18 protein-coding genes are annotated in these 13,205 nt (G+C 47.0%); 3 read left to right on the forward strand and 15 right to left on the reverse strand.

The genetic code is table 11. The annotated features are described in order from the left end of the window. Window positions 1–236 precede the first annotated feature (236 nt). The 5 genes from NIES2104_RS11485 to NIES2104_RS11505 form a co-directional block, all read right to left on the reverse strand. Window positions 237–1,442: a 4-hydroxy-3-methylbut-2-enyl diphosphate reductase gene (locus NIES2104_RS11485; RefSeq protein ID WP_058998342.1), complete on the reverse strand. Its 1,206-nt coding sequence runs from the start codon at window positions 1,440–1,442 to the stop codon at window positions 237–239. A 36-nt stretch (window positions 1,443–1,478) separates the two neighbouring features. After that, window positions 1,479–2,306 carry a GDSL-type esterase/lipase family protein gene (locus NIES2104_RS11490; RefSeq protein WP_058998343.1) on the reverse strand — a complete coding sequence of 276 codons (828 nt, stop codon included), beginning with the start codon at window positions 2,304–2,306 and terminating at the stop codon, window positions 1,479–1,481. Window positions 2,307–2,385: 79 nt separating this feature from the next. Then, the gene (locus NIES2104_RS11495) at window positions 2,386–3,453 is read right to left on the reverse strand and encodes a type IV pilin-like G/H family protein (RefSeq protein ID WP_058998344.1); all 1,068 of its coding nucleotides are present in this window, start codon (window positions 3,451–3,453) and stop codon (window positions 2,386–2,388) included. Between the two features lie 139 nt (window positions 3,454–3,592). Continuing rightward, window positions 3,593–3,943, reverse strand: coding sequence for a type II toxin-antitoxin system PemK/MazF family toxin (locus tag NIES2104_RS11500; RefSeq protein ID WP_202815050.1), 351 nt, complete (start codon window positions 3,941–3,943; stop codon window positions 3,593–3,595). Next, complete coding sequence (locus NIES2104_RS11505; RefSeq protein WP_263970945.1) at window positions 3,918–4,127, reverse strand: ribbon-helix-helix domain-containing protein; 210 nt, start codon at window positions 4,125–4,127, stop codon at window positions 3,918–3,920. Before NIES2104_RS11505 ends, NIES2104_RS11500 begins: the two co-directional genes overlap by 26 nt. 178 nt (window positions 4,128–4,305) lie before the next feature. Between NIES2104_RS11505 and NIES2104_RS11510 the strand changes: the two genes are divergently transcribed. Then, window positions 4,306–5,289 (forward strand): ATP-binding cassette domain-containing protein, encoded by a 984-nt coding sequence (locus NIES2104_RS11510; RefSeq protein ID WP_058998346.1) that lies wholly within the window; start codon window positions 4,306–4,308, stop codon window positions 5,287–5,289. 5 nt (window positions 5,290–5,294) lie between these two features. Here NIES2104_RS11510 and NIES2104_RS11515 read toward each other — a convergent pair whose 3' ends face one another. Genes NIES2104_RS11515 through NIES2104_RS11525 form a run of 3 tightly spaced genes read right to left on the reverse strand, consistent with a single transcriptional unit; the run spans window position 5,295 to window position 7,309 of the window. Further along, window positions 5,295–5,891 carry a transglutaminase family protein gene (locus tag NIES2104_RS11515; RefSeq protein WP_058998347.1) on the reverse strand — a complete coding sequence of 199 codons (597 nt, stop codon included), beginning with the start codon at window positions 5,889–5,891 and terminating at the stop codon, window positions 5,295–5,297. Between the two features lie 3 nt (window positions 5,892–5,894). Further along, a complete protein-coding gene (locus NIES2104_RS11520) occupies window positions 5,895–6,353 on the reverse strand; it encodes a DUF3531 family protein (protein ID WP_058998348.1) in 459 nt (152 codons plus the stop codon). Window positions 6,354–6,397: 44 nt separating this feature from the next. Beyond that, complete coding sequence (locus NIES2104_RS11525) at window positions 6,398–7,309, reverse strand: Sll0314/Alr1548 family TPR repeat-containing protein (RefSeq protein WP_058998349.1); 912 nt, start codon at window positions 7,307–7,309, stop codon at window positions 6,398–6,400. Window positions 7,310–7,425: 116 nt separating this feature from the next. Here NIES2104_RS11525 and NIES2104_RS11530 point away from each other — a divergent pair, with 116 nt between their 5' ends. Next, complete coding sequence (locus NIES2104_RS11530; RefSeq protein ID WP_058998350.1) at window positions 7,426–8,097, forward strand: ABC transporter ATP-binding protein; 672 nt, start codon at window positions 7,426–7,428, stop codon at window positions 8,095–8,097. Continuing rightward, window positions 8,091–8,813 carry a 16S rRNA (guanine(527)-N(7))-methyltransferase RsmG gene (rsmG, locus tag NIES2104_RS11535; protein ID WP_058998351.1) on the forward strand — a complete coding sequence of 241 codons (723 nt, stop codon included), beginning with the start codon at window positions 8,091–8,093 and terminating at the stop codon, window positions 8,811–8,813. The genes NIES2104_RS11530 and rsmG overlap by 7 nt, the downstream gene beginning before the upstream one ends. A 28-nt stretch (window positions 8,814–8,841) precedes the next feature. Here rsmG and NIES2104_RS11540 read toward each other — a convergent pair whose 3' ends face one another. The 7 genes from NIES2104_RS11540 to rppA all read right to left on the reverse strand — a co-directional run bounded on the left by NIES2104_RS11540 (window position 8,842) and on the right by rppA (window position 13,204). Then, window positions 8,842–9,252, reverse strand: a complete 411-nt coding sequence (locus NIES2104_RS11540) for a PIN domain-containing protein (RefSeq protein ID WP_058998352.1) — start codon at window positions 9,250–9,252, stop codon at window positions 8,842–8,844. After that, the gene (locus NIES2104_RS11545) at window positions 9,242–9,475 is read right to left on the reverse strand and encodes a hypothetical protein (RefSeq protein ID WP_058998353.1); all 234 of its coding nucleotides are present in this window, start codon (window positions 9,473–9,475) and stop codon (window positions 9,242–9,244) included. The genes NIES2104_RS11540 and NIES2104_RS11545 overlap by 11 nt, the downstream gene beginning before the upstream one ends. A gap of 238 nt (window positions 9,476–9,713) precedes the next feature. Then, the gene (locus NIES2104_RS11550) at window positions 9,714–10,067 is read right to left on the reverse strand and encodes a hypothetical protein (protein ID WP_058998354.1); all 354 of its coding nucleotides are present in this window, start codon (window positions 10,065–10,067) and stop codon (window positions 9,714–9,716) included. A gap of 51 nt (window positions 10,068–10,118) precedes the next feature. Beyond that, window positions 10,119–10,889 (reverse strand): trypsin-like peptidase domain-containing protein, encoded by a 771-nt coding sequence (locus tag NIES2104_RS11555; RefSeq protein WP_058998355.1) that lies wholly within the window; start codon window positions 10,887–10,889, stop codon window positions 10,119–10,121. 79 nt (window positions 10,890–10,968) lie between these two features. Continuing rightward, on the reverse strand, window positions 10,969–11,187 hold the full coding sequence (locus tag NIES2104_RS11560) for a type II toxin-antitoxin system HicB family antitoxin (RefSeq protein ID WP_058998356.1): 219 nt from the start codon (window positions 11,185–11,187) through the stop codon (window positions 10,969–10,971). A gap of 149 nt (window positions 11,188–11,336) precedes the next feature. Beyond that, entirely contained in the window at window positions 11,337–12,581 is a 1,245-nt protein-coding gene (locus NIES2104_RS11565; protein WP_202815051.1) for a cell wall metabolism sensor histidine kinase WalK, read from the reverse strand. Next, the gene (gene rppA / locus NIES2104_RS11570; RefSeq protein ID WP_058998357.1) at window positions 12,530–13,204 is read right to left on the reverse strand and encodes a two-component system response regulator RppA; all 675 of its coding nucleotides are present in this window, start codon (window positions 13,202–13,204) and stop codon (window positions 12,530–12,532) included. Before rppA ends, NIES2104_RS11565 begins: the two co-directional genes overlap by 52 nt. Window position 13,205 lies beyond the last annotated feature (1 nt).

The raw sequence follows: 13,205 nt of genomic DNA on the forward strand, positions 1-13,205 counted from the left end.
TCTCGATCGACTATTTCGGGGCGTGCCCCCTAAGTCCCCTATTCTGGGGGACTTTGAGAAGAGACAAACTTGCTTAACTTCAAGAATTATTCTTTGAAAAATACAACTTAAATACGCCATTCCTGAACAATTCCAGTTCAAGTGTGTTCCTCCATTAAGATAAATTCGCACTGTTCAAAGTCCCCCAATTTTGGGGGATTTAGGGGGCTGAAGCCGACCAAAACGAAGCAAAGATCTCACGCAGGAACGGCGGCTTTGAGTTCAAAAATTCGCTCAATAATATCAGCGACCACTTTATCAGGAGTCGATGCGCCAGAGGTGATTCCGACCACGATTTCGCCATCAGGAAGCCAGTTTTGGGCGATCGCTAAATCTTGATTTAACGGCTTATGTTCGATCGCGGTTCTAGACTTGATTCGCTCCACACTATCGATGTGATACGAAGGAATGTTGTAATCGATCGCAATTTCTTGTAAGTGCGTTGTATTCGAGGAATTATAGCCACCGATCACAATCATTAAATCAATCTTTTCTTTTACCAAATCGAACATTGCATCTTGACGCTCTTGAGTCGCATCACAAATCGTATTGAAGCTCAAGAAATGCTGGTTTAATTCATTCGGTGGATATTTCTTCAGCATTGTGTGTTCAAACAATTTACCGATTTGCTCAGTTTCACCTTTGAGCATCGTCGTTTGATTTGCAATTCCGATTTGAACTAAATCGCGATCGGGATCAAATCCATTAGAACAAGATTTGCGGAATTTAGTCAGAAATTCTTCGCGATCGCCACCATTCAAAATGTAATTTGCAACGTATTCGGCTTCAGCTAGATTGAGAACAATCAAATACTTTCCAGCAAAAGAACTCGTTGCCAGCGTTTCTTCGTGATTATATTTGCCGTGAATAATCGAGGTGTAATCGCCTTTTTTGTGTTTCTCAACGGTGTTCCAAACCTTAGAAACCCAGGGGCAAGTGGTGTCTACGATCGTACATCCGCGATCGTTTAACAATTGCATTTCCTGAACACTCGCACCAAACGCAGGCAGGATTACCACATCGCCTTTTTCTACTCCTGAAAAGTCTTTTTGTCCATCAATGACCGAGATGAATAAAACATTCATTTCGCGCAATTTCTGATTCACAGAAGGATTGTGAATAATCTCATTTGTGATCCAAATTCGTTCAGTCGGGAAATGTTGACGAGTTTCGTAAGCCATCGCGACAGCGCGTTCGACTCCCCAACAAAACCCGAAGGCTTGCGCTAGTCGAATCGTGACATCGCCCCGTTTTAGGGTGTAGGCTCGATCGCGAATGTCTTGAATCAAATCGCTCTGATATTCAGACTGCATTGATTCTGCGACTTCTGCATCATGTCCGAATCCTTTGCGGTGATAATTTTCAGAACTATTTAACGATCGCTTAAACGCCTTGGTATCCATTCGCCATTCCTCGCGCCTACAGTTCCGATCATAAAACTAACGGAGCGCGAATTGATTGAAAGTTTGAATCGCCGATCGCCAAACCAGATAGCCCTGAGTACTCAAATGCAATCCATCGGTTGTCAGTTCTGAGCGCAAGAATCCCTCACTGTCAGAGAAAAGTGGCTGTAAGTCGAGAAATTCCACACCTGCTTGATCGGCTAAACCCGCAAGGCGGCGATTGAATTGGAAAATACGATCGTTGGATAATGCCTCGACCTGAGTTGCATTTGCAGTCGTGATTGATTCCTTAGCACGAGGTAAGAGAGCCTGAATCACGATTTTTGCCTTTGGATGCGATTTTTTTAGCTGATTGATGATCTCTTCCTGAGCCTCTAACACTTCTTGCTCAGATTTACCTCGAAGCAGATCATTGATTCCAACCATGACAAAAATCGCTTTTGGCTTCGCTTGATCAAACAGTTTTAAGCGTTTCACGAGTCCTGAAGTTGTTTCGCCTGAGATGCCTTGATTTAGCCAGTTGTAATCCGTGGGTAACAGGTCTTGAGGAAACCAGAGTGTAAGAGAATCGCCAGCCAACACAATTAAGCGATCGGGCTTTTTCTTGATCATCGCGTTCGCTTCTTTGCCGAGCAAGTCCACCCAATCTTGATACGTCAGCGATCGACCCAATGACATCGATGCAGCTTGAGCGACAATTTCAGGTTTCTCGACCGCTTTGGCAGCCATCGATTGTTTCGCAGGCGGATTGATCAAATGTTCGGTGAAATAGCGATCGCCCAAAAACCACAATCCCAACGTTGTACCTAAAACAACATTCGTGACCACGGACAAATAGACCCAGCCTGGAATTGACTTAGACATCGAAGACACTGCCTGAAGCAATTTGCGTAAACACTGTGGGATCTTATACCTCAAAATCCGCAGTGCAATACAACTTTCTTTACTGTTTGAGTGTCATCTCTGAGGAATTAGGAGCACACAAAATTGTTGAACCAACCAATTGTGGCATTGCAGGGGCAGATTGCGAAGGGCGATCAGATTCACAAGTTTTCGTAATTGTATTAGTCTCGCCACTGATATTATCCTTCACTGCATACACCGCAGCAGCATAACTTTTCAGCCCAGAAGTTTTTGCAGTTGCTGTCAGGTGAACAGCAGTATTGTCGATGACTGAGACGCTATAAGAATAATTCGTTGTTTCGGTAGGTATAGGGCTTGAAAGTTCAGTTAGGGTCTGGGCAAAGCGTTCTACCGTAAGATAATGAGCCTGTTGCGTCCGGGCTAGAGTGCCGATGTATTGTCTCGCTTCTGATTGCTTTCCCTTGGTGGCTTGACCAGCATACAGTATAGACGGCAAGATGATTGCAGCTCCGATACTAATAGTGACTAATGTGTATACCGGAGCCGCAATCGCACCTGCAACGATGCAGAGCGCTTTCGCCGTTTTGGAGGCAACTTGAGCGCCAATGTAATCCTTGCGACCGTATTTGCTGTCTACTTGAGAAGCAAAAATCAACGCTGCAATTCCAACCGGTAAGAATGCAAATAGCGTGACTAGGATCGAGGGAATAAGATAGTTTTTTGGCTTTGCTGAGTCGATTTCTGAAAGAATGGAAACAGTTGAGGTTTGAGAGAAATTCGTTATGGAAGAACGGTCATTATCAACGAGCTGCTGTATGTCTGCATTGACGACGAGACTAGCAGTTTGAGTTGGAAATCCAAATTCTTCCGTCCAAACTGGCAGAGCTTCTCCCTTGACTTGTCCCATCAATTTAACTCTATGAACAAATTGAGGTCTCAATCCTGAGATACCTTGCTTTACGAAAGGAAACAATTGAGACTGATTTGGAGTTTCAGAGCCTTCTAGTGTGACTAGTAATAGCCCATTTTGTAAGACTGCCTTGGCGATAATTCCTTTCGGTTCAAGGTGACGATTCATCAGGGCAGCGATCGCTTCTGCATTTCCTTGCTTTGCTTGGTGGGTCAGAGTTGACGATTGAGCGTTCATCGAAAATTTCTCAGTACAATTCGTTCTGCTCAAGGTTCCCTAGACAAGATTTGTACGTAACACAAATTAAAACTTTATGAAGCAGATCTGAATGGCTAGATATTTCTACGGAAACAAATCTATTAATCTCAGGAGCGCTCTATTCTAAGTTCAGATGTAGTCGAAGAGCAGCATTAATTTCCTGCATCTTTTCATCCCTTAGACATCCGAGCAACTCAGTTTCGAGTCGTTGCTTAGAGATCGTACGAATCTGCTGTGCTTGAATTTTTGAGGACTTAGGCAATCCACTCTCTTCGGCTGATAGGAATACCTCAAAAGGGTACACACGCCGAAGATTTGACGTAATTGGAAGAATTGTTATGGTATCAGCGGCTCGATTGTTGGCATTGCTACTCACAATCAAAACAGGGCGACGCTTTGCTGTTTCTGATCCAATCACCGGATTCAAATTCGCGTAATAGATTTCACCACGTCTCATCGGATAGCCCATCTGCGATCGTGATATCCCAACCTAAGTCAACCTCTTTAGCAGCTTCAGCATAAGCCTTTTCTAACTCTTGGGTCTGCAAAAGTTGAAGCGCTGTTTCGATCACTTGCGATCGAGACTTGTAATCATGTTCTAATTTGTACTGCTCAACAAATTGAACAAGCGATTGAGATAAAGAAATAGACAACTTCTCTGCACTCATACTACTCTTATTCGTACTAATTCTTCCTACCTAATCTTACTACTTCTGAACAGAAGCTGGAGAAGTCCCTTTAGATAGATTGAATTTCAGTTCTCAACCGCATATTCATAAGATCATATCCATTGCTCCTTTAAACTTGGAATATCAAGTTTTTCTTATTCTCATGTCTACCATTACCGTCGATCGACTCACAAAAATCTATCCTGTTGCCGTCAAAGAAGCAGGTTTCAAAGGCACAGTAACGCACTTCTTCAAGCGGGCTTACAGGCAGGTAAAAGCGGTTCAGGATGTCTCATTTCAAATTGAACCGGGTGAAGTCGTAGGATTTTTGGGCGCGAATGGAGCAGGGAAAACAACGACGCTGAAGATGTTAACGGGATTGATTCATCCGTCTTCTGGGAAGGTTACAGTCGCGGGACAAGTACCGTTCGATCGACGATCGACCTTCTTAAGAAAAATCACCCTCGTTATGGGGCAAAAACAACAATTAATTTGGGATCTGCCTGCGGCGGATTCGTTCAAGATTAATGCAGCCGTATATGGAATTAGCGATCGTACTCTTCAAGCCCGCGTCGGTGAACTTTCTGAAATGCTTTCACTTGAAGGCAAACTGAATCAGCCCGTTCGTAAACTCTCACTAGGTGAACGAATGAAAGCTGAACTACTCGCGGCATTGCTTCATCAACCAGAAGTTTTATTCCTAGATGAGCCGACTTTGGGACTTGATGTCAATGCTCAGGTGGCAGTGCGCGAATTTTTGAAGGAGTACAACGATCGATATAACGCCACTGTTCTTTTAACCAGTCACTACATGGCAGACATCACAGCCTTGTGTGAGCGCGTTCTGATGATCCACCAGGGGCAGCTTATTTATGATGGTAGTCTCGATGGCTTAGTAGACCGTTTCTCGCCCTGTCGCGAAATCAAAGTCGAATTTAATCGAACTTATACCAAGGCGGAATTATCAGCGTATGGTGAGTTGCAGGAAGTTGATAAGCAGTCGGCGCGGTTCTTGGTACAGCAGGAAGATTTGACACACGCGATCGCGAAAATTCTCGCAGAATTGCAGGTAGCGGATTTGTCGGTTACTGATCCCCCGATCGAAGAAGTAATTGGTCGCGTTTTCCAAGCGGGTGCAGTGAACTAAGTCTGCTATAAACCAAGGTTTTTTGCTTGTTCTAAAGAAACGTCCGGTAGATTTTGAAGCATCCCGTCCCAGGTCGTTTGAGTTTGTAAGGCTGTAACAACAACTGGCAAGGGTTCTGGAAGAATTGCTTGAAAATCGGCTTCTTCAGCAAACTGAGTTTTGAATGCTAACTGCTCTTCAGGAGGGACAAACTGAGCATTTACGCCTTCTCGATTGCCTCTAGCATCCATGCGGTACCAGCCCATGTCGGGCAAGTAAGCCGCATTAAAGCCATGCAAACTATAGGGTGCACCTTGGTCGTCAATGCTCAATCGCTGATAGCAAAATCCTGCTGGAATGCCATTTGCTCGAAGTAATGCAGCTAATAAATGGCTCTTGGCATAACAGTAACCCGTTCGGTATTGCAGGACATCTGAAGCGCGACACGTAATCGGATTCATCTGATAGTCAAAGCTATGCCGAACTTCATCGCGCACCCACTCAAAACAGGCTTTCGCGATCGCCTCCTGAGTTTCACATCCTGACGCAATTTTCTTGCTCAGTTCCAAAATCTCCGGCTGTTGCCAGTCAATAATCTCGCTAAATGCCAAGAATTTTTCCATTGGTTAATTCCGCTGATTGTCCATCACGAAACCCGGTTCGCTGCTTCCTGGAACGCGCCAATCTTCGTTCTCGCCACCGACGATCAGTGAGTCGATCGTGACAAAATCTTTGCTCAACTGCTTGAGGGAATTGATCAGAATGTCTAATGCGATCGCATCACTCGTTCCCAAATCAAACCAGCAGCGACCCCAGTTGCTTTCATACTCAAAGTCGCTCATATTGTGCATCACCGCCATCATGCTGTCATCGGCAACATCCCCGTCATAAGGCAGGTAGCTGACCTCTAGCCCCGCATCTTGAACCTGCAAATTTTCAGCATTAAAGCCTCCCAGTTTCCCAAGGAAAAACCAGGAGCTAAAGACCTCTTCGACATACTGTTTCTCCATTTCCGAAGGCACAGTATTAAACTCAACCCAAAACCAAACGTTAAACGGATCAAACTCGCGAAACTGAATACGCATAAATAGAAATTCAGGCAGTTGAATATCGTTGCCTGAATTCTATTTTATCGTTGTGCTGCTCGTTGCTGTGCGTTTCGCAATTCCCGCTCAATTTGACGAACGGTTACAGGTGGAAGCTGATCGCGCTTGGTGAGAGCTTTTTGGAACAGCGGAATACTTTCACCGTGGCGCTGACTGCGAACGAGAATTTGAGCCTTGAGATAGCTCAGTTCGGGATTATCGGGAGCCGCTCGGAGTGCGTTATCGACCGCTTGCAAAGCTCGATCGAACTGTTTGAGATCGCGATATCCGATCGCTAAACCTCGATCGGCAACGTAACGGGGTTGAGCCGTATTTTGCAGACGTGCGATCGCATCGGTCGGACTCGATAACGGCAAATTCAACGTGGTCGAAAGCGTCAAATCAATTAATCCTTTGATTAAATTCAATTCGGGATCTTTGGGATCGATTTTCTCGGCTGCATCTAAATAGCGAAAAGCTTCCTGAAGACTGCCCAAAATCTGAGGAATACCGCGAACGGTGCCTTCTGTCGCTGCGGTGTATCCCGCTTCTAAAATGATGCCTGCGGCTTGATACAGGTTGCCTCGGAGCGGATCAGATTTTGCTAATTGTTGGGCAACAGTGCGGGTTTGCGTGGCATACCCTCTAAACTCGCTCAGTAGCGCTTGTTTGCGTCCTTGATCCGTCTCACCTTGATAATTGTTGTAAGCCAGCAAGCCTTTGAGCGCAAATGACAGCGGCTCATTCGGATCGCCTTGATTTAAGATTCGAGTCGCTTCGGTGTAATTGCCTTTCTCGAAAATTGCCCGAAATGCGGCTTCAGTCCGATCGCTAATTGCACGCGGATTACTGGTTCTAAACGGATCTCTTGCAAGCGTTGGACTTGCCAACATTCCCACCATCAGCACGATCGTGCTCACTTGTTGAGCCAGCTTCCGGGACAGCCACTTCACCATAACGTTTGATTTTTTTGACGCATCGGGGTTCACGACGATCTTAGGCGATCGTAGGTTCCATACGCTTGGCTCGATGAACGCGGGTTAAACTGGGGATTACCCTAGCCATTTACGACATGCTTTATTTGCGCGATTTGTCTTACCATCCGACAGCGACCCCAGATCCAATTCTCAAGTCGATCAATCTCGAAGTTGCACCGCAGCAATTGAGTTTAGTCGTCGGACCGAGCGGATCGGGGAAAAGTACGCTGCTCGAAATTTTGGCAGGACTCGCAGAGCATACGAGCGGAGAAATTTTCTGGCGCGAACAGGAACTGAATTTTCTGAATATGCAGCAGTTGTGCGGTTTGGTGTTTCAATTTCCCGAACGGCATTTCTGCGGCGGCACGATTTTAGAAGAACTGCGCTTGGGACATCCAGAGTTGAGTTCCGATCGCATTCACGAAGCGCTTCAAGAAGTCAGCCTCGATCATGTCCCACTTTCTACGGCTCCCCATGCCCTGAGCGGTGGACAACAACGACGATTAGCCTTAGCCGTTCAATTGATTCGCCAACCGAGTATTCTCTTACTCGATGAACCGACCGCAGGCTTAGATTGGTCGATTCGTCGGCAGTTAGTCAAGTTACTTTCCAAGCTGAAAACGCACTGGAGTTTACTCGTCGTTTCACACGATGCGGGCGATATGTTAGAAATTGCCGATCGCTGTTGGTCGCTGCGTCACGGTGAACTTAAAGAAGTCACGCCTGAAGAACTTTCGACCGATCGAGTGGAGCGCGTGAAATGCTAGTCGCGTTACCGGAAATGATCGATTTGTGGAAATCAACGACCGATTGGTTTCCAGATGAGACAGTGCGATCGCAGTTCCAACAGTTTTATGAACTCGTTCTGCAAGGCAATCAACAGCAAAATCTCACCCGCATCACTGAACCCGTTGATTTTTGGGAAAAGCATTTATGGGATTCGCTGCGGGGCGTGTTTCCGAAAGTGACCGGATCGAATTTAAGCGCGATCGATATCGGTACTGGAGCCGGATTTCCTGGAATTCCCATGGCGATTGCTCGGTCTGATTGGAAGATTACCTTACTCGATTCGACTCGGAAAAAGGTTAACTTCTTGCAGGACAGTACGAAAGCATTGGGACTGACGAATGTGAGATCGATGGTCGATCGCGTGGAACAAGTTGGACAAAGTTCGGGACATCGAGAAGCTTACGATCTAGCAACCATTCGCGCAGTGGCGGCAGCTTCGGTCTGTGCAGAGTATGCGTTACCATTGCTCAAAATTGGGGGCATTGCCGTGTTGTACCGGGGGCAATGGACTGATGAAGAAGCGATCGCACTTGATCATGCAGCGAAAGAATTAGGCGGCGTTGTAGAAGAATGCGATCGCTTTGAAACTCCGCTAACTCATGGAGTTCGGCATTGTTTATATCTGCGGAAAACGTCTTCTACGCCCCTCGAATTTCCGAGAGCGATCGGCATTCCGACTCAAGATCCGCTTTGATGTGCATTTTAAGAATTGATCGCTTGTGCTACAAAGCAATTGATATGGTGTGAATGTCTTTGACGCGGTGTAGTGGTTTTGTTGGTTTCTCGGTTGTGATGAATTCTTCTGCACCTACGGAAAGCGCTGCCGCAATATGAAGGGCATCCATTCCAGCTAGACCATAAGTACGAGCAATGAGCTTTCCAGTTTGAACGATTTGGTCGAGGTTGCTTGCCCACAGAATTTCAGCCTCAAAGAAAGCTTCGTAAAATTCTGCTTCGTCCGACTGCTGGTGGTAGAGCGCTTTGGGCAAGGTTTCTAGTCGTACAAACTCGCTTGAGGCGAATTGTAAGGTCGAGTCATTCAAGACCTGAAGGGCACGAATGCCAACTTGATCAATTCCTCGGAACGCATTAATTAGAATACCAGAGTCGAGATAGGCAATCTTAAGGCTCACGATATCCGCCTCGTCGATCGGCTAGTTCTTGTTCGAGTTCTGCTTCAGTGAGAAGTTTCATCCCGTTGGCGATCGCTCGTTGACGAATCTCCCAAAGTTTTTTCGCAAGGGGCGTTTGAGGAACAAATTGAGGTTTAAGCGATTGTGCAAGTTTGAGAACCTGCTCTTGGGATTCGGGTGGAAGTTCGCGCCAGTACTCTAAAAGTTCTTCTTCTTTGCTCATGAAAATTGCCTCTGACCGCTACTTTTCCATTTTATAGCGGTACGCAGAACGGTTAGGACGTTCTCAATCTCCGAACCTAAGCGGTGAATGAATTTGACCTCACCCCTCACACCTCATACCTCACACCTTTGCTATACTAATCGCGTTTAGCAGAACAACGATCGCAGGTACAGCAATCCCGTCTAGAAATAACTCCAGACGGGACTGCAACGAGAGTATTCTCTGTTTCCTCTCTCGTCTAGGACTCGCTTTCAGACTCAGATGATTCTGGTTCAGCGGGTGTTTCAGGCTCCGGTTGAGCCGCAGAGGGCTTCGGCGGTCTGGGTCCTCGCGCTAATGCAGGATTAACCGGAGGCGCATCGGCTTTTTCTGATTTTTTATCGCGATCGTTTCTCTTGCCTCGTTTTTCCGTCGATCGAGTGTTGGAGCTAGGCGCATCACCTTTCTTCACAGGACGGGCAGCGGAAGACTTGTTTCCGTCTGGAAGAGCGGTGGAACCCTCAGCAGTGGAGGGTTGATCGGCGGGGGCTGAAGTTGAGTCTGTTGCGCTGTTCGCTTGGCGCTCAGACTTTTTGATTGGACGCTCTACCACAGTGAATCCTTGTAAAGAACGTCCATAATTTTAGCGTGTGGCTGAGCGTTCCTATACGCCAGCTTGAGCGGTTAACTGATTCGCGATCTGGGTAGCTCGGTTAATCGGGATGGCAAATCCAATTCCTTGCGCCCCTCGAATGATTGCGGTGTTGATGCCAATCACTTCACCGCTCTGGTTGAGCAAGGGACCGCCAGAGTTTCCGGGGTTAATGGCGGCATCGGTTTGAATAAACGGCTGTGAACTGCGTAAACCGAATGCACTTGCCGATCGCTCTGTGCCGCTGACAATTCCAACCGTGACGGTATTATCGAGTCCGAGCGGGTTGCCGATGGCGATCGCCCATTCTCCCGGTCGCAGTTGACTTGAGTTGCCAAGTGTTACAGCGGGTAAATTGTTCGCCTCGATTTTCACGACGGCGACATCATTTTGGCGATCGGCTCCTAAGACTCGTCCGGTGTACTCGCGACCATCTTTGAGCGTGACGGTGACGCGATTGGCTCCGGAGACGACATGGGCATTGGTGACGATTGTTCCATTTGATCGCAGAATGAATCCTGATCCGGTTCCTCGCTGAACTTGTTCGCCTCTCGAAGTCACGCGCTCACGAGTGGCATTAATGCGGACAACCGAAGGACCTGTGCGATCGACCGCGTTAGAGACAAAATTCTCATCGTTACTAGAGCGATTTGAAAGTTGTGCGATCGCGGGCGGTTGAAATTGATTCGAGGGGATTTGAGTTCCGACTAAAGCGCTGACAGCCCCGATCGAGACGAGCGAAAGAGAAGCTAAGGAGGTTTTTAAGAAACGATTAGAAGCCATTTCGAGAGTTTCCAGAATGTGTGAGGAGTTGTTTTTCTGACCTACTCTCAGTGTGAAAAAAGAATATGACACCAAAATGTCATGCTGCACTGATCACCCGTTGCGGTTCAGGTAGGGGTTTTCCGCTCTCTTGATAGTCTTCAATCAGCATTTCGATTACTTCTTGCCCTCGTTTGGCGGCTTCTTCATACGTTGCACCATGTGTCACAAAGTGCTGCGAGGGAAACTCAGGCAGGTGTACTAAATAAAGTTTGTCTTCCTCTGACCATTGAATGACCATGCTGTAGTGTAATTTCATTCTTCTGAGTCCTCAAAGAGGATGTTTGAAATGCCTTCGTTCGTTGCAGCGCGGGAGCGCAACGGAGCGAAGGAACTATTTATACTTTTCAAACATCCTCTGATGATTCCAATCGCTTTTGAGCACTTCAAAGCATAATCTTTATCCGATTATTGCAGCTTACTGCGGGGTGCTTTCAATGGCAATTCGATCGTAAAAGTTGATCCCGCTCCAGGTTGACTGCTCACCATCACTTGTCCTTGATGTGCCTGAACAATTTGCTGCACGATCGCTAACCCTAATCCAAATCCTCCGGTTTGTTTCGATCGAGCAGTATCCACTCGATAAAAGCGGTCGAAGATATGCGGCAAATCTTCCGAAGGAATGCCGATTCCCGTATCAATTACCCGAATGATTGCGGCTTGCTTGCTGATCAGTTCAATTCGGACGGTTCCTTCGATGGGCGTGTACTTAACCGCATTGCTCAAAAGATTTACGATCGCTTGTTTGATTAGTTCTGGATCGGCTTCGATCTGTACTGGATAATCCGGCAAGGACAAAGTAAAAGTGCGATCGTCTGGATAGTCTAATCCTTGAATCAATTTCACTAAATCAATTGTTTGAAACCGAGCACGATCGAGTTCTTCATGCCGAGCTAACCACAGTAAATTCGTCACTAACGCACTCATCGATTTTGCAATGTCTACAATCCGCTCTAGACGATCGTGCTGTTCTTGTTGATCTTCTGGCGGCATCAATCCAACTTGAGCATTGCTTAAAACGGCGGAGATTGGTGCTCGTAATTCATGAGAAGCATCGGCTGTAAACCTTTGGAGTTGGGCATAAGCACGTCTTGAAGGCTGCATTGCGACTCCGCCCAAAATCCAGCCCGCTACGCCAATGAGTGCGATCGCGCTGGGTACTCCGATTAGTAGAAAATATCTCACCTGATCTAAGCTCTGCTGCAATGGTGTGAGCGGTGTCGCAACCTGCAAATAGCCGATCGTTTGATTCTGTCGCTGAATCGGTAAGGTTAGCTGTCTTAAGCCGTCGATTGATTCAAAGCCGATCGTTCCGACGAGATAATTTGCGCCAGGTGAACCAATATATTTGATCCGTTGTCGATCGACGCGATACCAGCGAGCGTAAGTTAAATCGATCGGAATCTGCTGCATCACACCCGGAATCGCTGGCTGAACCCCGATGAGAATTCGACTGCGACGGTAAAGCAGATCATCAAAATTCCGCAGTTGAGTCTGCACAATGAACCCGTAACCGACTCCTGCAAATGCAAGCAAAATTCCGCCCATCGAAGCTGCAAACCAATAGGCTAAATTCCGCCGACTCCGATCGAACACCGTTCCTACTCCACTGCGTTCAAGCGATACCCAATCCCGTACACTGTTTCGAGCCAATCTTTCGCATTCACCGCTTCTAATCGTTGCCGCAATCGTCGAACTAACGTGGTGACAGCATTACTTTCGGGTTCACTACCCCAACCCCAGAGCGCTTGTTCAATCTGGTCATGAGAAAGCACCTGACGCGGATGGCGCATGAGAAATTCCATCAGTTGAAATTCGCGCCCAGACAGTTGAATCGTGGCTTGATTGCGCTCGATCGTTAAATGAGTCAGATGCAACTGTAAGCTTCCTAACTGTAGCGTTTCCCCCTGCCATAACGGTGAGCGTCGTCCTAACGCTCTCACTCGTGCAAGGAGTTCCACAATATCGATCGGCTTGACTAAATAATCATCCGCACCCGCATCGAGTCCCGTAACTTTATCGAAGGTGGTGTCTTTTGCCGTCAGCATCAACACCGGAGCCGTTTTTCCGGCTTGTCGATATCTTTGACAGACCGCAACGCCGCTGAGTTTGGGTAACATCCAATCGAGAATCAGCAAATCATACGCTTTCGTGGTCGTTAGCCATAAAGCCGTTTCCCCATCTTCGACCCCATCGACCACGTGACCCGCTTTCATTAAGGCGGACTGGATCGGTTCTAGCTGGGCTGTATCGTCCTCGGCAAACAGGATCAGCATA

This window comes from Leptolyngbya sp. NIES-2104, assembly GCF_001485215.1.
Taxonomy (GTDB): Bacteria; Cyanobacteriota; Cyanobacteriia; order Leptolyngbyales; family Leptolyngbyaceae; genus Leptolyngbya.

What these genes read in the sequence shown, in the direction of transcription:
- rppA (WP_058998357.1), bottom strand. Translation starts at nt 13,204, where the DNA reads ATGCTGATCCTGTTTGCCGAGGACGATACAGCCCAGCTAGAACCGATC.
- NIES2104_RS11555 (WP_058998355.1), bottom strand. Translation starts at nt 10,889, where the DNA reads ATGGCTTCTAATCGTTTCTTAAAAACCTCCTTAGCTTCTCTTTCGCTC.
- NIES2104_RS11520 (WP_058998348.1), bottom strand. Translation starts at nt 6,353, where the DNA reads ATGCGTATTCAGTTTCGCGAGTTTGATCCGTTTAACGTTTGGTTTTGG.
- rsmG (WP_058998351.1), top strand. Translation starts at nt 8,091, where the DNA reads ATGCTAGTCGCGTTACCGGAAATGATCGATTTGTGGAAATCAACGACC.
- NIES2104_RS11485 (WP_058998342.1), bottom strand. Translation starts at nt 1,442, where the DNA reads ATGGATACCAAGGCGTTTAAGCGATCGTTAAATAGTTCTGAAAATTAT.
- NIES2104_RS11500 (WP_202815050.1), bottom strand. Translation starts at nt 3,943, where the DNA reads ATGGGCTATCCGATGAGACGTGGTGAAATCTATTACGCGAATTTGAAT.
- NIES2104_RS11490 (WP_058998343.1), bottom strand. Translation starts at nt 2,306, where the DNA reads ATGTCTAAGTCAATTCCAGGCTGGGTCTATTTGTCCGTGGTCACGAAT.
- NIES2104_RS11560 (WP_058998356.1), bottom strand. Translation starts at nt 11,187, where the DNA reads ATGAAATTACACTACAGCATGGTCATTCAATGGTCAGAGGAAGACAAA.
- NIES2104_RS11545 (WP_058998353.1), bottom strand. Translation starts at nt 9,475, where the DNA reads ATGAGCAAAGAAGAAGAACTTTTAGAGTACTGGCGCGAACTTCCACCC.
- NIES2104_RS11515 (WP_058998347.1), bottom strand. Translation starts at nt 5,891, where the DNA reads ATGGAAAAATTCTTGGCATTTAGCGAGATTATTGACTGGCAACAGCCG.
- NIES2104_RS11530 (WP_058998350.1), top strand. Translation starts at nt 7,426, where the DNA reads ATGCTTTATTTGCGCGATTTGTCTTACCATCCGACAGCGACCCCAGAT.
- NIES2104_RS11525 (WP_058998349.1), bottom strand. Translation starts at nt 7,309, where the DNA reads ATGGTGAAGTGGCTGTCCCGGAAGCTGGCTCAACAAGTGAGCACGATC.
- NIES2104_RS11510 (WP_058998346.1), top strand. Translation starts at nt 4,306, where the DNA reads ATGTCTACCATTACCGTCGATCGACTCACAAAAATCTATCCTGTTGCC.
- NIES2104_RS11495 (WP_058998344.1), bottom strand. Translation starts at nt 3,453, where the DNA reads ATGAACGCTCAATCGTCAACTCTGACCCACCAAGCAAAGCAAGGAAAT.